10 protein-coding genes and 2 pseudogenes are annotated in these 18,853 nt (G+C 75.5%); 2 read left to right on the top strand and 10 right to left on the bottom strand.

All coding sequences use genetic code 11. The annotated features are described in order from the left end of the window. Positions 1-404 precede the first annotated feature (404 nt). The 6 genes from H7H31_RS21050 to purN form a co-directional block, all read right to left on the bottom strand. Entirely contained in the window at positions 405-1,394 is a 990-nt protein-coding gene (locus H7H31_RS21050) for a malate dehydrogenase (RefSeq protein ID WP_187059916.1), read from the bottom strand. Positions 1,395-2,449: 1,055 nt separating this feature from the next. After that, entirely contained in the window at positions 2,450-4,783 is a 2,334-nt protein-coding gene (locus tag H7H31_RS34175; protein ID WP_232109989.1) for a helix-turn-helix domain-containing protein, read from the bottom strand. A gap of 723 nt (positions 4,784-5,506) precedes the next feature. Beyond that, positions 5,507-6,004 (bottom strand): DUF3017 domain-containing protein, encoded by a 498-nt coding sequence (locus tag H7H31_RS21035; RefSeq protein WP_187060860.1) that lies wholly within the window; start codon positions 6,002-6,004, stop codon positions 5,507-5,509. Positions 6,005-6,088: 84 nt separating this feature from the next. Further along, positions 6,089-6,952: a bifunctional methylenetetrahydrofolate dehydrogenase/methenyltetrahydrofolate cyclohydrolase gene (locus tag H7H31_RS21030; protein ID WP_187060859.1), complete on the bottom strand. Its 864-nt coding sequence runs from the start codon at positions 6,950-6,952 to the stop codon at positions 6,089-6,091. Between the two features lie 150 nt (positions 6,953-7,102). Beyond that, entirely contained in the window at positions 7,103-8,668 is a 1,566-nt protein-coding gene (purH, locus tag H7H31_RS21025) for a bifunctional phosphoribosylaminoimidazolecarboxamide formyltransferase/IMP cyclohydrolase (RefSeq protein ID WP_187060858.1), read from the bottom strand. Then, positions 8,665-9,315, bottom strand: a complete 651-nt coding sequence (purN, locus tag H7H31_RS21020; RefSeq protein ID WP_187118263.1) for a phosphoribosylglycinamide formyltransferase — start codon at positions 9,313-9,315, stop codon at positions 8,665-8,667. The genes purH and purN overlap by 4 nt, the downstream gene beginning before the upstream one ends. Positions 9,316-10,195: 880 nt before the next feature. Between purN and H7H31_RS34835 the strand changes: the two genes are divergently transcribed. Beyond that, the gene (locus tag H7H31_RS34835; RefSeq protein WP_308284211.1) at positions 10,196-11,623 is read left to right on the top strand and encodes a collagen-like domain-containing protein; all 1,428 of its coding nucleotides are present in this window, start codon (positions 10,196-10,198) and stop codon (positions 11,621-11,623) included. Positions 11,624-11,773: 150 nt separating this feature from the next. Here the strand turns inward: H7H31_RS34835 and H7H31_RS21010 are convergent, their stop codons facing one another. Beyond that, on the bottom strand, positions 11,774-13,438 hold the full coding sequence (locus H7H31_RS21010) for a cell division protein PerM (RefSeq protein ID WP_187118000.1): 1,665 nt from the start codon (positions 13,436-13,438) through the stop codon (positions 11,774-11,776). A gap of 124 nt (positions 13,439-13,562) precedes the next feature. Further along, positions 13,563-13,898 (bottom strand): annotated as a pseudogene (locus H7H31_RS34170) (cell division protein PerM); the annotation flags it as partial. A gap of 1,259 nt (positions 13,899-15,157) precedes the next feature. On the opposite strand from H7H31_RS34170, the pseudogene H7H31_RS35160 reads away from it, so the two are divergent. Next, a pseudogene (locus H7H31_RS35160) lies at positions 15,158-15,331 on the top strand (helix-turn-helix domain-containing protein); the annotation flags it as partial. A 1,121-nt stretch (positions 15,332-16,452) separates the two neighbouring features. Here H7H31_RS35160 and sucD read toward each other — a convergent pair. Beyond that, positions 16,453-17,337 carry a succinate--CoA ligase subunit alpha gene (gene sucD / locus H7H31_RS21000; protein WP_176162120.1) on the bottom strand — a complete coding sequence of 295 codons (885 nt, stop codon included), beginning with the start codon at positions 17,335-17,337 and terminating at the stop codon, positions 16,453-16,455. A 21-nt stretch (positions 17,338-17,358) separates the two neighbouring features. Next, on the bottom strand, positions 17,359-18,531 hold the full coding sequence (gene sucC, locus H7H31_RS20995; protein WP_176162121.1) for an ADP-forming succinate--CoA ligase subunit beta: 1,173 nt from the start codon (positions 18,529-18,531) through the stop codon (positions 17,359-17,361). Positions 18,532-18,853 lie beyond the last annotated feature (322 nt).

The following is an 18,853-nucleotide window of genomic DNA, read 5'->3' as shown; positions in this document are numbered from 1 at the left end:
CGCCCGTCGACGCGACGGCGAACGGCACGTGGTCCCCGACGGGTTGCGGGGGTGTCATCCGCGAGCTGTGTTTCACGTTAGAGGAGGCGGGGCGGGCGTGGGGAAAAGCGGAAGAGGCTGTGGATAAGTGGGGCCGGGCCCCTGTGGACAACTGCTGGTTCGTATGACTTACGCGTGCCGTTGGCCGACGTACGCCCCATCGGCCCGCCCCGCCGGCACGCCCTGTCGGTACGGCCCCGTCGTCACACCCGTCGCACGGCGAAGGCCGTCCCCCAGCACGCTGCCGGGGAACGGCCTTTCGTGTCTCTCTCAGGCGCGACGTACGCGCCACGACCCGCGCGCCCGGTCGGAGGACCGGAGTCCGGAAGACCGCGAGGCTCAGCGGCCCGGGGCGGGCCGGTGGATCAGAGCAGGCCCAGGCCGCGCACGGCCTCGCGCTCCTCCGCCAGCTCCTTGACGGACGCGTCGATGCGGGTCCGCGAGAACTCGTTGATCTCCAGGCCCTGCACGATCTCGTACGTGCCGCCCTGCGTGGTGACGGGGAAGGAGGAGATGAGGCCCTCCGGCACGCCGTACGAACCGTCCGACGGGATGCCCATGGAGGTCCAGTCGCCAGCGGCGGTGCCGTTGACCCAGGTGTGCACGTGGTCGATGGCGGCGTTGGCGGCCGAGGCGGCCGAGGACGCGCCGCGGGCCTCGATGATCGCGGCGCCGCGCTTGGCGACGGTCGGGATGAAGGTGTTCGCCAGCCACTTCTCGTCGTTGACGACCTCGGCGGCGTTCTTGCCCGCGATCTCGGCGTGGAAGATGTCGGGGTACTGGGTGGCCGAGTGGTTGCCCCAGATCGTGAGCTTGCGGATCTCGCTGACCGGGGTGCCGGTCTTCTGCGCGAGCTGCGAGACGGCGCGGTTGTGGTCCAGGCGGGTCATCGCGGTGAAACGCTCGCGCGGCACGTCCGGCGCCGCGGCCTGCGCGATGAGCGCGTTGGTGTTGGCCGGGTTGCCCACGACCAGGACCTTGATGTCGTCCGCGGCGTGCGCGTTGATCGCCGCGCCCTGCGGCTTGAAGATGCCGCCGTTGGCCTCCAGCAGGTCGCCACGCTCCATGCCCTTGGTCCGCGGGCGGGCGCCCACGAGCAGGGCGACGTTGGCGCCGTCGAAGGCCACGTTCGGGTCGTCCGTGATGTCGATGCCGCGCAGCAGCGGGAACGCGCAGTCGTCGAGCTCCATGGCGGTGCCCTCGGCGGCCTTGAGGCCCTGCGGGATCTCCAGGAGGCGGAGCTTGACCGGCACGTCCGCGCCGAGGAGGTGGCCGGAGGCGATGCGGAAGAGCAGCGCGTAGCCGATCTGGCCGGCCGCGCCGGTAACGGTGACATTGACGGGAGTGCGGGTCATGGCAATCTCCTGCTGCGAGCTAGCGGTGGGTGTCCCTGCCCATTTTCCGAGGTCTCTTGGTATCGAGAGACGCGGCGTCAGGCTATCCGACGCGGCGAACGCCCACTCCGCTGCCCGGTGTGTCCCACCTCACCGGCCGTGCGACGGCGACTGAGCCCGCTCTGCGGCAGCGGCTGAGCCTGCCGTATCGCGGCGGCCACGCCTGCCGTGGACGCGCCAGCGCGCGCGGTGTTACGGGCCTGCCGGGGCGGTGGCCTGCGCATTGTCGTGCGGGGCGCCGCGCCCTGTGTCCCGCGCCATGCCGTGCGCCTCGTGGCCCGCTCTCGTCCCGCACCATGCCCCGCACCCCACGCCGTGCGCCTTCTCCGCGCGGGGTGGGGCGCGGGTCGGCGTACGAGTCGGTCGACGGGGCGGCCTACGAGGTCGAAGCCGGGGCGTCAGCCGAGGCCGGCGGGGGCGGCGGGGCGACGGGGGCGGGGCCGGCGGCGCGGGGAAGCGTTCGGCGGTGTCGGCGACGGGCCGGAGGCGGGTCGGCCGTGCGTCCCGAAGGGTCGGACGCGGGGCGGCCCGCGCGGGCCCGGGAGGGGGGCCGGTGGGTCGGGCGGGGCCGGCCCGGACAAGCCAGCGGCGGCCGTTCGCGCTCAGGAGGAAACGCGAACGACCGCCAGCGGCCTTGCCGTACCCGTGGGGGGTTACTAGTCGCTTGCCCCGCATTGGCGTGCGCATGCCCCCAAGATGCGTACCATCACCGAAAGGTCACGCCCCCTACGCAATTCACCAACAGAACAGGGCAAAGCAGGCCACCCCGCGTGACGCTCCGTCAAGAGTGCCGCCGACCCTCCCTCGCGCCGGGCGACTGCGCCCGCCGCCGCACCGCCGCCACCCCGCCTCGCCGCCGACGCCCGCGCCGCGCCGTACTGTGTCGCGCCGTGCCGTGCCGGCGGCGTTCTCGCACCGCTTGGGCGCGCCCCGCGTACGGCCGGGCGATCCTCGACCACCCGGCCGGCGAAGCCGCAACGCCCGCACCGGCACCGGCACCGGCCGCTCACGGCCCATCACGAACTGGTGCACCCGGTCTCGCCCGTCGTTCGCGTGACGCACGCTGTGGCCAGCTTCGCCGACCGCACGGGCACCATGGCGGTGTACGCGTCGCCGTCGGCGTCTGCCGTCCGGCGCCGTTCCTGGCCCCGTTCCGCGCCCGCGGCCCCGCCCCGTACGCGCACCTCGTCGCCGGGTGCCGCCTGGGCGATGCGGGCCCAGGCGGCGCCGCACACCTTGCTGTAGCGGACCTCCACGTACACGCCGCCCACCATGGCGTCGGTGGTGGTCTTCGCGTGCGTCCCGCCGCAGCCCATCGCCTCGGGGTCCTTGCCGCCGCAGGCGGCGCCGGTGCACCGGACCCCGTCCGGCAGGGGCGCGCTGGGCGTCGTCGTCGGGGCGGACCGGTTTGACTCGCCGTCCCCGAACCGGACGTCGAAGACGAGCATCGCCGCCGCGACCACGAGCAGGGTGCCCACGACGCCCGCGGCGAACATGCCCAACCGGTGCCAACGCCCGCTCGGTGCGCCGGCCGCGGCCGGTTCGCCGTCCGCGACCGGCTTCGGCGGCGCGCCGGACCCGCCCCGTGGCGCGGGCTCCGCACCGGTACGGGCGCCGGCGCCGGTGGCGCCGGCGGCAGCGGCGGCGGCCGGGATCGGGACCGGGGCCGGGGCCGCCGGCACCAGGCTCCGCGCCGGCGCCCCGGGCTCGTCGGCCTCCGCCGGCCCGTGCGCCCACGACTGGCGCGCCGGGCGTGCGCCGGCGGCGGTCCGTGGTGTGAGGCCCGTGGGCGTGCGCGGCGGCGCGCCCTGGCCCGGCGTCGGCGTCGGTGTCGCGAGCGCCCGCGGCCAGGACAACCGGGGCGCGGGCCGCGCGGCATCATCCGCCGCGTCCCCCGGCTCGGCCCCCTCGGTCGCCTCGGCCCCCTCGGTCGCCTCGGCCGCATCGGTCGCCGGCCGCGCTTCGGCGGGGCCCTTCGCCCGCCCCGCGTCGGCGCCGGCCTTCGGCTTCACCGCACCAGCCCGGGCGGCGGGCTTTGGAGGCGGCGCCGTTCCCGTGGCCGCCCCTGACGAAGGCGCGTCGTCAGGCTCGGCCGCCGGCCCCGACTCCGCCGCGTCCGGCTCCTGCGAAGCCGTCGTCGGCTCCGCCTCCGCCTGGCCCGCCCCCTGGCCCGCCTCCGTCTGGTCCGCCTGGTCCGCCCCCTCATGGTCTGTCGCCGCTGTCTCGGCAGGCGTGGCGGCGGACGGTCCGGCCTCCTCGTTGGCCGTGCTCTTCGCGCGCGCCGCGTCCCGTGCCTTGAGCATCGCCGCGAGGAGGTCGGCCGCCCGCCGCGCTTCGAGGGTGTCCGCCGGCAGCGCCGGTTCGTTCGCGCCCGCGCCCGGCCGCCGCGTCGCCTTCGGCGCGGCGGCTGCGGGGGCCGCGTCGGCTGGGTTGGCCGTGGCGTCCGCGTCGGCCGCGAACGGCGCGGGCAGGTCCGGCCCCTCGGGCGCCGGTCCGCTCGCGGTGGGGTCCGCGTTCGACGCCGCCTTGCGGGTCAGCGCCTTGCGGGCCGTCAGGAGCGAACGCTTGGCGGCCGGTCGGCGGGGCTCGGAGCGCGGCGCCCGCGGCTGTGGCAGGGCCCGCTGGCCCCGGTCGGGCAACGGTCGGCCGGTGGTCTGCTGGCCGGCCGCCGGCTTGGCGTCGGCCGTGGCCTCGTCGCCGGTGGCCGCCTGCCGACCCGCGACGGCCCGCTCCCCCGCCGGCGCACGCCGCGCCCCGGGGCGGCGGACCAGCGCGGCGGTGGGGCCGCTGCCGAGCGCGCGCTCCCGGTCAAGGACCGGCCAGGATCGTGGCGGGGTGCGCCCGTTCGACGCGGCCGGCGCCGCCGCCGTACGCCGCCCGGTGCCCGGGCCGCCGTCGGGGGCGGCCGGTTCGCTCGCGTCCGTACGCGTCGAGCCGCCCGCCTCTCCGACGTCGCGCGCCCCCGGCTCGGCCCGCGCCGGGGCCGTGGCGCTCGCGCCGTCGCGCCGTGCGGCCTGCGCGAGCGCGGGGCGCACGGGGGCGCCACGGGGTGGTGTCGCAGCGCGGTCGTGCCGCGCCTCCGCGCCGCGCGCCGCGCGCTCCGCAGCGTCCCGCAGCGCGTCCAGCTCGTCCGCGTCGGCTCCGGTCGCCTCGGCCAGCGCCGCCACGGCGTCGCGCGGCGGCAGCGCCCTGCCGCCGAGGAAGCGCCCCCACGCGGCGCGCTCGTAGCCGGTGCGTTCCGCGACCGCGCTCGCGCTCAGCCCGGCGCGTTCGACCAGCTCGCGCAGCCGCTCGGTGAAGTCCCGCACGCGCGGATCGAGTTCCTCCGGAAGCTCTCTCCAGCGAGGCATCGTCCCCCCGCCCCCCTACTTCCTCATTCGCTTCGTACGACGTCGTCGTCGGGCCCGCCCCGTACGCCCGGCTCCGGCGAAAGCCCAACGCCCGCGGCCCGGTCGGCACCACACCGACCGTACGACCTGCTGACCGTACGGCCTGCCGACCGTACGTCCATCCGACCGTCAGATCCGCTGACCGCAGGCCGTACCCAAGGATGACAGTTTCCCGCATACGGGACGCACCACGGGACCCCGTTCCGTCCGCTCTCCGCTGCCGGCGCCGGCGGCGACCGTCTCGCCCGCCGCACCGCACCGCCGATCCGTGCGCCGCCGATCCGCTCGCCGCCGACCAGGTGGGCGCGGCGCAGGTCAGAGGGGACGCGTTCGCAGCGGTCCCGTTGCGTAACTGCGACGCGGTACCGGAACAGTCACTTCCGCGCCACAGGCCACACCCTGCGCTTGATCCGCGGCGTCCCCCGCGGCGATGCTCGTACACAGTTCGAAACGCGAGCCGGGAAACAATCCGCGCTCCAGTGCGACACCAGCGTGATACCACGACACCAGCGCGACACTGCAATACCGCGCGACAGTGGCCGTCACTTCTGAAGCACCGGAGGACGTGGGCCCGGACGCAGCGAGCGGCGGCTCGTCCTCCCACGGGGGTGGAGGACGAGCCGCCGTCATGTCGTACCCGCCCCGCCGCGAAGCCGACCGGCCGGCCGGCGCGCGGAACCCGGCTCAGCGGACCGTGAACTCCATCAGGTCCTCCAGGAACGGGATCTCCAGCCACGGGTCCGGCTGCGTCATCATCGACAGCACCACGATCAGGGACCCGAGCAGCCCGTACGTCACCATGTCGGTGAAGCGCGAACGGACCGCCAGCATCCCCACGGAGGGCAACAGCCAGCGCAGCAGCGCCCCGAGGAGCAGCGAGAAGCCGATCACCAGGGTGCCGGCGCGGTGCGCGTCGAGGGCGACGACCAGCAGCCCGGCGGCGACGCCGCTCATCACCGTGAGCAGCGGCCACTGGCGCGCCGGCGCGGGCGCCTGTCCGCTCGCCGCCCGGCCGCCGCCCTCCGGGCGCGCCGTGTCCCGGGTGATGCGCGGGAATCTGCGCGAGCCGCGGCCGGGTCCGGAGTGGCGCTGGGCCCGCGTTCCCGGTCGCGGCCCGTGCTGTGCCGCGGCTCCGGCCGCCGCGGCGGCCAGGCCGCCCTCGCCGCTGGCGTGCGCACTCATGGCTGGCTCATGGCTGGTCGCCCCCTTGCTCTGGTTTCTCGTGACCGCTGGCCGCGCGGGTGCCGGCGGCACCCGGGGCCGGGGTCAGCCCTGCGCCCGCGCCGCGCGCTCGGCGGCCTCGACGACGTTGACGAGGAGTTGCGCCCGGGTCATCGGGCCGACGCCGCCGGGGTTGGGCGAGAGCCAGCCGGCGACCTCGGCGACGCCGGGGTCCACATCGCCGACGATCTTGCCTTCGCCGTCCCGGCTGACGCCCACGTCGAGCACCGCGGCGCCCGGCTTGACGTACTCCGGCTTGATCAGGTGTCCCACGCCCGCGGCGGCCACGATGATGTCGGCCTGGCGTAGGGCCGCGGGCAGGTCGCGGGTGCCGGTGTGGCACAGGGTGACGGTCGCGTTCTCCGACTTGCGGGTCAGCAGCAGGCCGATCGAGCGGCCGACGGTGATGCCGCGGCCCACGACGACGACGTGCGCCCCGTCGATGGCCACGTCGTGGTGGCGCAGGAGCTGGATGATGCCGTACGGGGTGCACGGCAGCGGCCCCGGCTCGCCGAGGACGAGGCGGCCCAGGCTCATCGGGTGCAGCCCGTCGGCGTCCTTGGCCGGGTCCATCAGCTCCAGCACCCGGTTGGTGTCGATGCCCTTGGGGAGCGGCAACTGCACGATGTACCCCGTGCACTCGGGGTCCTCGTTCAGCTCGCGGACGACCGCCTCGATCTCCTCCTGCGTCGCGGTGTCCGGCAGTTCGCGCCGGATGGAGGCGATGCCCACCTGCGCGCAGTCGCGGTGCTTGCCCGCCACGTACCACGTGCTGCCCGGGTCGTCGCCCACCAACAGGGTGCCGAGACCGGGCTGCACGCCCTTGGCCTTCAGCGCCTCCACGCGGGTCTTGAGAGCGGACTTGATCGCGGCGGCGGTGGCCTTGCCATCGAGAATCTGGGCGGTCATGGACCCATCCTCCTGGATAAGCGGAGATCGGCGCGCCCCCGGGCCGGTCGGCGCTGACCTGGCCCCGGGGTGCGGCCCCGTACGGGCTGGGGGAACGGCTGGGCCACCGGCCCCGCCGAGGTCGGCGGGGCCGGTGGGCTCAGGGTGGGCTCAGTGGAAGAAGTGGCGCGTGCCCGTGAAGTACATGGTCACACCGGCCGCCTTCGCGGCCTCGACGACCTGCTCGTCGCGGACCGAACCGCCGGGCTGCACCACGGCCCTGACGCCGGCCTCGGTCAGCACCTCGAGGCCGTCGGGGAAGGGGAAGAACGCGTCGGAGGCGGCGTACGCGCCCCGCGCCCGCTCCTCGCCCGCGCGCTGCACCGCGAGCCGCGCCGAGTCCACCCGGTTGACCTGGCCCATGCCGACGCCGACCGTGGCGCCGTCCTTGGCCAGCAGGATCGCGTTGGACTTGACCGCGCGGCAGGCGCGCCAGGCGAACGCCAACTCGGCGAGCCCGGCCGCGTCCAGCGCCTCGCCGGTGGCCAGCGTCCAGTTCGCCGAGTCGTCGCCCTCGGCCTGGAAGGCGTCCTTGGCCTGGGCCAGGCCGCCGCCGTCGATCGGGCGGAACTCCACCCGCGCGGCGGGGGCCTGCGGGCAGCGCAGCACCCGGATGTTCTTCTTCTTGGCGAGCGCCTCGACGGCGCCCTCCTCGTAGTCCGGGGCCACGATGACCTCGGTGAAGATGTCGGCGACCTGCTCGGCCATGGCGCGCGAGACCGGCTGGTTGACCGCGATGACGCCGCCGAAGGCGGACAGCGGGTCGCAGGCGTGCGCCTTGCGGTGCGCCTCGGCGACGTCCGCGCCGACCGCGATGCCGCACGGGTTGGCGTGCTTGATGATGGCCACGCACGCCTGGTCGGCGCCGTGGTCGTAGGCGGCGCGGCGGGCCGCGTCGGTGTCCACGTAGTTGTTGTACGACATGTCCTTGCCGTGCAACTGCTCGGCCTCGGCCAGACCGCCGCGGCCGGCGGTGTAGAGGGCGGCGCCCTGGTGCGGGTTCTCGCCGTAGCGCAGCACGTTCTTGCGCTCGTAGGTGGCGCCGTGGAAGCCGGGGAACTCCTCGCCGCCTCCGACGTAGTCGGCGGCGAACCAGGAGGCGACGGCCGTGTCGTACGCGGCGGTGTGGTGGAACGCCTCGGCGGCCAGCCGCTTGCGGTGGTCGAGGTCGAAACCACCGTCGGCCACGGCGGTGAGCACCTGCGGGTAGCGGTCGGGGTTGACGACCACGGCCACCGACGGGTGGTTCTTGGCGGCGGCGCGGACCATGGACGGCCCGCCGATGTCGATCTGCTCCACGCACGCGTCCGGGTCCGCGCCGGAGGCGACGGTCTCCTCGAACGGGTACAGGTTCACGATCACCAGCTCGAACGGCTCCACGCCCAGCTCGGCGAGCTGCTCGCGGTGGTCGGCCAAGCGCTGGTCGGCGAGGATGCCCGCGTGCACGCGCGGGTGCAGCGTCTTGACCCGGCCGTCCAGGCACTCCGGGAACCCGGTCAGTTCCTCGACCCTGGTCACCGGCACCCCGGCCGCGGCGATCTTCCCGGCCGTCGAGCCGGTCGAGACGAGCTGGACGCCCGCGGCGTGCAGGCCGAGCGCCAGCTCCTCAAGCCCACTCTTGTCGTAGACGCTGACCAGCGCGCGGCGAATGGGCCGCTTCGTACCTTCGACGGTCACGGGATTCTTACCTTTCGTCCCTCAATGCGGTAGCCGTGTCGGGCCAGACGCCCCACGACATCGACGAGCAGCCTGCGCTCGACTTCCTTGATCCGCTCGTGCAGAGCGGTCCCCCCGTCTTCCTCGTCCTCGTCCCGGACCTCGACCACGCCCTGGGCGATGATCGGACCGGTGTCGACCCCGTCGTCGACGAAGTGGACGGTGCAGCCGGTGACCTTCGCGCCGTACGCGAGCGCGTCCCGCACGCCGTGGGCGCCCGGGAAGCTCGGCAGCAGCGCGGGGTGCGTGTTGACGATCCGCCCCCCGAAGCGGGCCAGGAACTCCGGGCCCACGATCTTCATGAACCCCGCCGAGACGACGAGGTCGGGCTCGTACGCGGCGGTCGCCTCGGTCAGCGCCCGGTCCCACTCGGCGCGCGTCCCATACGCCCCGACCCGGCACACGAACGTCTCGATCCCGGCCCGCTCGGCCCGCTCCAGGCCGGCGATGCCGGTGCGGTCGGCGCCGACGGCGACCACGGTGGCCCCGTACCCGTCCGGGTCGGCGGCGATGGCGTCGAGCAGGGCCTGCAGGTTGGTCCCCGATCCCGAGACCAGCACGACCAGTCGGGCGGGGGGCTCGCCGGGCCCGCGCGGGGCGACGGCCATGGCGGCGGGGCGCTCGCCGGGGGCCGCGGTGTCGCCCGCCCGGGGCGGGTCGGCGGGGGCGGGCGCGCGCTCGGCACCCGCCGATGCGGAGGGGGGCGCGGAGGGGGGCGGGGAGGCCACGGCGGTCTCTTTCTCGTGGTGCGCGCACGGGCGCCGCACGCGCATGCGGGGTTCCTCACGCGGGTGGTGCGGGTGGTGCGGGACGTGCGGGGTGGTGCGCTGGTCGTACGGGTGGTGCGGGCCGACGCCACGGCGGGCGGCGCGCTCCCCCGGCCCGGGTCGGGCGGTCGGATCGAGCGGTGTCGGCGGGTGACGGACGGGCGAGGGGCGGGGCTGAACGGACGGGGCGGCCGGAGCGGGCGCGCCGGACGCGGTGGAGCGATATGCGGTTGCCTGATGCCGGCACGGCGGTTGACCTGGACATTCCGCCGCGGCCGGGCTTTGTACGGTCGTACGAGATCGCGGAACGCAGAATTCCAGGGAACTCTACGAAGCGGCCGACCGTCGGCAACGATACCGGCACACGCAACGGCCCCCACGGGACGGGGGCGCGCACGGGAGGTAGCGTCTGGACTGCGAATCCGCTGGGAAAGCCGGAGAAACCGCCCCGGAGGCCCGGGAAACCACCGGGAACCCACCGGGGGACCCGTCAGGAAGAGAGGTCGCCAGGGGGCGGGGTCGAGCGGACCGACCCGGAGGATTCGCTGATGACGTGGGAACCACAGTCCCGTCTGCGCCCAGGCCGGACGGCGCCAGCCGGGCCACCAGGCCCGGCCCGCGGGACGACGACACAAGGGGAAGACACACTCCACATGCCGGACCCAAACCGCCGCGCGGCGCTCCACTTCCCACCGTCTTCCCCCCGAGCCGGGGGGTCGCGGTGAGGTACGCCGACACGCCACGCGTGCTGCCGCTGCTGCGCGACGGGCGGCCCTCGTCGCCCGCTTCCCCCGGCGACGGCCCCAGCGACCCCACCACCCCGCCCGCGCCGGGCCCACAGGGCGACCCGTCGGGCCCGCAGGGCACGCCCGACCCACAGGGCTCACGGGAGCCGCGAGAGCCTCAGGACGCACAGGGCTCGCGTGACGCGCAGGGCGCGCAGGGCGCCCAGGGGTCGCAGGACGCGCACGGCCCGCAGGGAACCCAGGACTCACAGGGTGCGCGAGAGCCGGGCACCGGCGAAGCGCGCCCCGGCGCCGAGGGGGAGCGTGGCGGCGGCTCCGGCGCGGCCCACGCGCCCGCGGCCCCGAACGCCGCGCCCACCACGCCGGGCGCGCCCGCCAACGGGCAGAGCGCGGCCGGTGAGCCACACGCCCCGGCGCAGCCGCCCGCGCAGCCGGGCCAGCAGCCGCCGGCCTGGCCCGCCGCGCCCAGCGGCCCGCCCGCGCCGGGCGGGGCGAGCGCCGGCGCGGGACAGCGCGGCAAGCGCGACCGCTGGGCCCGCTGGGGACCGGCGGCCAGCGACCAGCCCACCGGCCAGGGGCAGCAGGGCGGCGGCCAGCAGCCACCCGCCGGCCCGGCCGCGACCCCGGGTTGGGGCCCGCGCCCCGGGGACCAGGGCGGCGCGCCGCCCCACGGCCACGGCCCGGGACACGGCCAGCAGTCCGGCCAGAGCCAGGGCTCCCAGCAGGGCCAGGACTCTCAGCAGGGCCAGGGGCAGGGGCAGGGGCAGGGGCAGGACGAGGAGGAGCAGCCGCCGGCGTGGGGCAGCCAGTGGAGCAGCCGGCAGCCGGGCCGCAGCAGCGGTGGCGGCTTCGGCGCGAGCCCGAGCGGCGGCCGGCCCGGCGCCCAGCGCGGCCAGGGTGACCAGGGCAACCAGGGCAACCAGAACGGCCAGAAGGGCAAGGGCGGCTCCCGCTGGGACCCCACCGACCCGGCCCAGCGACGTGCCCGCTACTCGCTGCTGTCCGGCATGTGGGCGTTCTTCTTCGCCCTGTTCAGTCTCCCGGAGATCGCCCTGCTGCTCGGCGCGCTCGCGCTGTACTGGGGGATCAGCGCGCTGCGGGCCAAGCAGCGCCGGCCGGAGCCCGTGGCGGCGGCCGTGGACGCCCCGCCGCCCGCGCCCGACGCCACTTCGGCGCCGCTGCCCGCCCCGAAGAACGGCAACGGTTCGCGGCAGCAGTCGACGGCGGCCATCAGCGGCGTGGTGACCGGCGGTATCGCGCTGGCCATCGTCATCGCGACGTACACCTTCCAGCTCGTGTACAGCGACTACTACACGTGCACGGACGACGCGCTGACCAAGTCCTCGCGCCAGACGTGCGACCGGCACCTGCCGGAGCCGCTCCGGCCGATCCTGGACGACTGAGGACGGCTGGGACGACTGAGCGGACCAGCGGGCCGCCCGTAACGGCCCGACCCGAGCGACCCGTGGGGGCCGGCCGATCGACGGCCGGCCCCCACGGTCATGTGCCGAGCCGTGCGGCGGCCAGCCCGCGCCCGTCGCTCCGCGCCGTGGTCACGGGCCCTCGACCGGACCCCGGGCGTCCGGGCCCGGCTGCCTCTCCGGATCGGGCCGGCTCGGGCCGGGGTCGGGCGACCGGCGCGGGTCGCGGGCGCAGGCGCGCGGCTCGGCGTCTGCCCCGCCGGTGCCCGCCCGATCCGGCTCGTCCGGGTCACCGTCGCCCGTGGCCGGGGCGGTGTCGGCGGTGGCCGCGAGCGACGGGGCGTGCCGCTCGACAACGGGGTGCGGCTGCGGGGCGTACGGGGGTGGTGGGACGGAGGAGGCCGCCGGGGCGGGTGAGGTAGGCGGCGCGTACGAGGTCGGCGCGGCAGGTGAAGGCCGGGAGGCGGGCGAGTCCGGTGGCGCGGGCTCATCCGACAGCGCGGGCTCGGTGGTGTCGTCGCTCGGTGGGATGGCGGGCTCGAAGTCGGCCATCAGCCCACCCGACGACTCCCGCAGCGCCGCCCAGCGCGCCCGCCGGGCGCCCGTCGCGTGCCACGCGTCCTGCGCGGGGTCGGCGCCCGCGACGCCGCTGACCTCGTACGCCCGTTCCACCGCGGCCTCGTACGCCCTCCACTGCGCCGCGTACGCCCGCGCGCTGCGCCACCGGTCGTACCACGCCGGTCGCAGGCGCCACGCTCGCCGGCGCCACGTGTGCCGGCGCCACGTAAGCCGGCGCCACCAGCGCACGAGCAGCGCGCTCGGCAGGCCGAACGCCACCGTCCAGACCAGCGCGGCCAGCCCGGCCCACCACGGGTCGGGGCCGAACTCCGCCAGCGTGCCCGTGCCGAGCGGGCCGCCCGCGGCCCAGGCGAGCAGGGCCGTCGCGGCGCCACAGACCAGGCCGGCCAGCGCGGCCGCGCGGGCGGTGCGTGCCCAGCCCCACCCCCGGGCCCGCCCGGCCCGCCCGCGCTCCGGGCTCGCGGCCACGGCGACCGCGCGCCCCAGCGCGAGCCCGGCGACCGCCGGCACCACCCCGACGAGCCCCCACAGCACGAGATCGCCCCGCCCGGTCTCGGGCAGCGCGGCGAACAGCGGGAAGTGCGGCAACACGGGGTACGCCGTCGTCTCCACCGGCCCCACGAGGCTGCCGGCGCCCACCGTGAAACCGGTTCCGAGGCCGTAGGAGGCGCCCCACACCATCGCGTTGGGAAACAGCGCCAGGCAGAGCGCGAGGACCGCGAACCGTCCCGACCAGTCGCGCGCCAGGTACGGAAAGGCGCCCTCCACGGCGCCGGCGTTGGTCACCAGCGACACGGTCGTCAGCACCGCGCCCCCGGCGACCAGCACGAGCGCGGCCCAGCCGCCGGCGCGCAGCGCTGCCACCACCACGGGTGGCGGCAGGTTGCGGCGTACGGCCGACGGGACCAGGTCGAGCGCGAGGCGGGCGGGGGCGGGCAGCGGCCAGGCGGGGCGCCCGCTGGCCAGCCAGGCGCCGGCGGTCACCGCCACCAGGGCCAGGGCCGCCATCCGCAACAGGGCGCCGCCGGGTTCGACGGGCAGCGCGCCGGAGTCGGCGTACACCAGCGCCGCGACGCCGACCAGCAGGTACCCGCCGACCACCAGGCCGATCACGGAGCGCGCCGCCCGCCCGGGGTGGTCCGCGCGGTCCGAACCGAGCAGCGACGGGCAGGCGGTGGGCCGAGGCGGGCGGGGCTGCCTCGCGGTGGCCGTCGGCACCGGCGTCGGCGTCCGACGAGGCCGCGCGCTCGGCGGGTCCCGTGAGGGGCACGCTCTCCCACCGCCCGGGCCGGCGCCCCGACCGCGCGCCGGCGGCCTCGGCCACCGCCTCGGCCTCCTCGACGGCGTGTCGCCCGGCACGGTAGAGGAGCCAGCACGGCAGCGCGGTGAGCAGCAGCGGGGTGAGGCCCATCGTGGTCTGGCCGCCGGTCACCGTGTGCGTGCGGACGAGTTCGGCGCCGTGGGCCAGCAGCCACAGGCCCGCGGCGACCCGCAGGGTGCCATCGGGGCTGCCGTCGGGGAACGGCGAGGTGATCCACAGCAGCAGGACGACGACGGCGAGCGCGCCGAGCCCAAGCCCGGCGGCCACCGCGCCGCTCAGCAACGCCTGCCCGGCGGCAGGCGAGCGCCGGGCGGCAACGCGGCCCCGCGAGGACGACGAAAGGCTGAGATCGGTCATGTGGGTCACTCGGCCATGCTCCCAATAACACCCGTTTTGTCCCCGTAGCAGGCACATGGTCGCCGTGTCGCTCAACATGTTCTTATGCGAGCTTTGATCCACTTTGCCCGTACCGACTCGCCCACCACGGCCGCCCCCGCGGCCGAGCCTCCCGCATGAGACGCCGCAAGGCCGCGCCGCCTGACGCCGCGCCGCCTGACGCCACGTCGAACGCGGCCTCTCCCCGCGCGCATTCGCCGTCGCCGTCACCATCGCCGTCACCGCCGTCGCCGGGTGGGGGTAGCGGCCGGCGGCGGGGAGCGGGGGCACCTGCGAACGGTTCGTCAGCCCGCATGAGCGGCCCCGCGCCGAGCGGGGGCACGGCGGCCGAACCGGGTTCGCCCCCTGCGGACACGCAACCGACCCCCACGGGCGAGGGCGGCGCCACGGCGGGCGGGAACGCCGCCCCGGGCGGCGTACGAGCGAAGATATCCGGCCACTGCCGAAGCTCGGCCGGGGCGGACCAATCGGGGCGTACGCCGCAGCCGTCGGCCCGTAGGGCTTCCCAGAACCACTCGGATCGGCCAGTTCGACGGGACCGGTTGGGGCAACCGAAGCCGTCGCGGCGACCGCCACGGGGCCAGCGGAACCGCGGCGCCCCGCCGGGTCGCTCGCGCGGGTGGGAGCGGCCGGGCGGACCGGTCAGCTGGAAGCACCCGGAACGAGGGGTTCAGCCCAACGCCGTCGACCCGACGCCCCAGCCGGCCGCCCCTGGTAGCAAGCCGGACCTCAGAAACGAGCCAGGCCCCGGGGACCGGCCTGGCCCCAGGCAGGAGCCGGACTCCAGGACGGAGCCGAGCCCCCGGCAGGAACGAGGCCCCCGACAGGAGCCGGGCCGAGCGCGCGGGTCGCGGCCGGGGAGGTCCGAGAAGCCCGCGGGCCGTGGTGGTGCGAAGCCTCGCACGAAGGCCGCGAACGGCCACGGCGCACGGAGCCGCGGAACCTCCGACTCCGCGCCGCGCCACACGGCGGCCGACGCACCGCCACGCCCGACGGACAGCGACGCGCGGCCGACGGCTGCGCCGGCCACCGCCGCCCTGCCGGCTGCCGCGGAGGCCGAGCCCGGCGGGCCCGCTCCCGGCGAGCCGGAGTCGGCCGCCGGCGAGGCCCCTGGGCGCGACGTCCCGACCAGCCCCGCCGCCGCGTTCGACGCCCTGTACGTCCGGCACGCGCCGGCGCTCATCCGGCAGGCGTACCTGCTCACCGGACGGTCCCAGCTCGCCGAGGAGGCCGTGGAGTACGCGTTCCGGCTCGCCTGGCAGCAGTGGCCGAAAGTCGCCGTCGATCGCGATCCGGCCGGCTGGGTGCGGGCAGCGGTGTACGAGTTCGCGCTCTCCCCGTGGCATCAGTTCCGCCCGGAGCGCAAGAAGCCACCACGCGCCCCCGCCGACTCCCCCACCACCAGCTCAGCAACCCCCACACCGGCGGAGGGGGAGCCCGAGAAGCGCGGGCGGTTGCTCGCCCCACGCCGGCTCCGCCCGCGCCTGCCCCGGCGCAGGCCGGTCGCCGCCGCGCCCGCCGCCAAGGACGCACCGGCCCACGCCGCCAGCCAGGCCAGCGCTCACACCACCACCGAGGCCACCGAGGCCCGCCCCCACGCGGCCGAGCCGAGGGCCGACGCGGGCGCCCACGCCGGCGAGCCGCCCGTTCGCACCATTCGGCGCCGCCGCTGGGCCCGTGGCCGGGGGCTGACCGCGTTGCGGCGAGCGGTGCGGCGGGCCGCCATCGAGGCGGGCCCCGGCACCGTGCCGCCCAGCGACCCGGCGCTGCTCGACGCGCTGCTGAGCCTGCCGCGCTCGTACCGCCGCACCCTGCTCCTCTACGACGGTGTGGGGCTCGACCTGCCCGAAACGGCGGCCGAGACCGAGGCCAGCACCCCCGCGACCGCCGGTCGGCTCATGCATGCCCGGCAGGCGCTGGTCGAGCGGCTGCCGGAGTTGCGCCGGGTCCCCCGGGACCGCCTGGGCGCGGCCCTGCACCAGCGCCTGGGCGCGCTGGCCGTGGCGCAGCCGGTACGCGTGCGCGCGGCGGAGGCCGTCCGGAGCGGCAGCGAGCGCACGACGACCCTCATGGTCCGCGCGTCCGTGGGGCTCACCGCGCTGATCGCCGCCGCCACGGCGCTGACCCTGGTGACCAGCGCGGAGTCCGACGCACCCGCCACCGGCCCGACCCGCCCCGCCGCGACATCCCCGGGGCCCGCTTCCTCCGCGCCCCCGTCCCCCTCGACCTCGCCGTCCCCCGACGCCACGTCCCCCACGGACGTGACCGCCACGAAAGGGACCGCCACCACCGGGCCCACCGGACCCACCGGACCCACCAGTCACCCCTGACGGTCAGACACCGCGACCGGTAGGCGGGCAGGGGCCACGTGGGCGCCGCCCACGACAACGGGCGCGGGCCCACGCCCCCATGGGGGAGTGGACCCGCGCCCGTCGCGCGGTTCAGTCAGCCCACGTGGTCCGTCCCGGGCGGCCTGGTCGGCCGGCCGGGCGGGACCACGTGCGGAGCGACCGTGTCAGCCGGCGAGGACCTCGCGGGCCAGGCGGGCCGTCTCGGACGGCGTCTTGCCGACCTTCACGCCCGCGGCCTCCAGGGCCTCCTGCTTGGCCTGCGCCGTGCCGGAGGAGCCGGAGACGATGGCGCCGGCGTGGCCCATGGTCTTGCCCTCGGGCGCGGTGAAGCCCGCCACGTAGCCGACGACCGGCTTGGTGACGTTGGCCTTGATGAAGTCCGCGGCCCGCTCCTCGGCGTCGCCACCGATCTCGCCGATCATGACGATCAGGTCGGTGTCGGGGTCGGCCTCGAACGCGGCGAGCGCGTCGATGTGCGTGGTGCCGATGATCGGGTCACCGCCGATGCCGACGCAGGACGAGAAGCCGATGTCGCGCAGCTCGTACATCATCTGGTACGTCAGGGTGCCGGACTTGGACACGAGGCCGATGCGGCCCGGCTTGGTGATGTCGGCCGGGATGATGCCGGCGTTCGACTGACCGGGGGTGATCAGGCCGGGGCAGTTCGGGCCGATGATGCGCGTCTTGTTGCCCTTGCTGCCCGCGTACGCCCAGAAGTTGGCGGTGTCGTGGACGGCGATGCCCTCGGTGATCACGACGGCCAGCGGGATCTCGGCGTCGATCGCCTCGATGACCGCGTCCTTGGTGAACTTCTCCGGGACGAAGATGACCGTCACGTCGGCGCCGGTGGCCTCGATGGCCTCCTTCACGCCGCCGAACACCGGCACCTCGGTGCCGTCGAAGTCAACGGTGGTGCCGGCCTTGCGCGGGTTCACGCCGCCGACGATGTTCGTGCCCGAGGCAAGCATCCGCTTGGTGTGCTTCTGGCCCTCGGAGCCGGTCATCCCCTGGACGATGACCTTGCTTTCCTTGGTGAGAAAGATAGCCATGGTTACTGGTGACCTCGTCCCTTACTTCGCAGCCAGCTCGGCGGCCCGCTCCGCGGCACCGTCCATCGTGTCCACCTGCTGCACCAGCGGGTGGTTCGCGTCGGTCAGGATCTTGCGACCCAGCTCCGCGTTGTTGCCGTCGAGGCGCACGACCAGCGGCTTCGTGACGTCCTCGCCCTTGGTCTTGAGGAGCTCCAGCGCCTGCACGATGCCGTTGGCGACCGCGTCACAGGCGGTGATGCCGCCGAAGACGTTGACGAAGACGGACTTCACGTCCGGGTCGCCGAGGATGATCTCCAGGCCGTTGGCCATGACCTCGGCGGACGCGCCACCGCCGATGTCGAGGAAGTTGGCGGGCTTCACGTTGCCGTGGTTCTCCCCCGCGTACGCGACGACGTCCAGCGTGCTCATGACGAGGCCCGCGCCGTTGCCGATGATGCCGACCTGGCCGTCGAGCTTGACGTAGTTCAGGCCCTTGGCCTTGGCCGCCGCCTCCAGCGGGTTGGCCGCGGCCTTGTCCTCCAGGGCGGCGTGGTCGGGCTGGCGGAACTCGGCGTTGGCGTCGAGCGACACCTTGCCGTCCAGCGCGATGACCTTGCCGTCACCGGTCTTGACCAGCGGGTTCACCTCGACGAGGAGCGCGTCCTCCTCGATGAAGACCTTCCACAGCGTCTTCAGGACCTCGACCACCTGGTCGGCGATCTCGGCCGGGAACTTCGCCGCGGCGACGATCTCGCGGGCCTTCTCGTCGGTCACGCCCTCGATGGCGTCCACCGCGATCTTGGCGAGCGCCTCGGGGTTCTGCTCCGCGACGACCTCGATCTCCACGCCGCCCTCGACGGAGGCCATGGCGAGGAAGGTGCGGTTGGTGCGGTCGAGAAGGAAGGAGACGTAGTACTCCTCCGCGATGTCCGCGGTCTCGGCCAGCATGACCTTGTGGACCGTGTGGCCCTTGATGTCCATGCCCAGGATCTGGTTGGCCTTCTCGACCGCGTCGGCCGGGTCGGCGGCGAGCTTCACGCCACCGGCCTTGCCGCGGCCACCCACCTTCACCTGCGCCTTGACGACCGCCCGGCCGCCGAGACGCTCGGTCACCTCGCGCGCCGCCTCAGGCGTGTCGATGACTTCACCGGCCAGCACCGGTACACCGTGCTTGGCGAAGAGGTCCCTCGCCTGGTACTCGAACAGGTCCACGCGCGTCCGTCCCTTTGCTTCTCAACTACACCGGCGGTCTGAGTGATCGCGGTTCTTGTCTGCGCGGGCGTGCCGCGAAGGGCAGCGTGACGACGCGGTCACCAAGGTCGCTACAGGGTGGCTTCGAGGTTGTACGCGTCAGCCGGGTACGCGGCATGTCCGCCTGGCAGGTTATCCCCGCATGCCGGGGCTCCCTAAATCACAGATCACACTTGGGCGGTGATAACAGTCACAGATCGCTACGCAAGGGTGGCTGGCCACCACAGGGATCACCCGCTCGGCCGATGTGGGCCTCGTGTCGCCCGATGACCTTCCGATGCCA

The sequence above is a fragment of the Streptomyces buecherae genome (genome assembly GCF_014295035.1).
Lineage (GTDB): Bacteria > Actinomycetota > Actinomycetes > Streptomycetales > Streptomycetaceae > Streptomyces > Streptomyces youssoufiensis.
The sequence above is the reverse complement of the archived record's forward strand: the minus strand, read 5'-3'. Positions and strand labels throughout refer to the sequence as shown.

Bases quoted from the DNA above. Each gene is read 5' to 3' on its own strand.
- H7H31_RS21050 (WP_187059916.1), bottom strand. From the start codon at position 1,394: ATGACCCGCACTCCCGTCAATGTCACCGTTACCGGCGCGGCCGGCCAG.
- H7H31_RS34175 (WP_232109989.1), bottom strand. From the start codon at position 4,783: ATGCCTCGCTGGAGAGAGCTTCCGGAGGAACTCGATCCGCGCGTGCGG.
- H7H31_RS21035 (WP_187060860.1), bottom strand. From the start codon at position 6,004: ATGAGTGCGCACGCCAGCGGCGAGGGCGGCCTGGCCGCCGCGGCGGCC.
- H7H31_RS21030 (WP_187060859.1), bottom strand. From the start codon at position 6,952: ATGACCGCCCAGATTCTCGATGGCAAGGCCACCGCCGCCGCGATCAAG.
- purN (WP_187118263.1), bottom strand. From the start codon at position 9,315: ATGGCCGTCGCCCCGCGCGGGCCCGGCGAGCCCCCCGCCCGACTGGTC.
- sucD (WP_176162120.1), bottom strand. From the start codon at position 17,337: ATGGCTATCTTTCTCACCAAGGAAAGCAAGGTCATCGTCCAGGGGATG.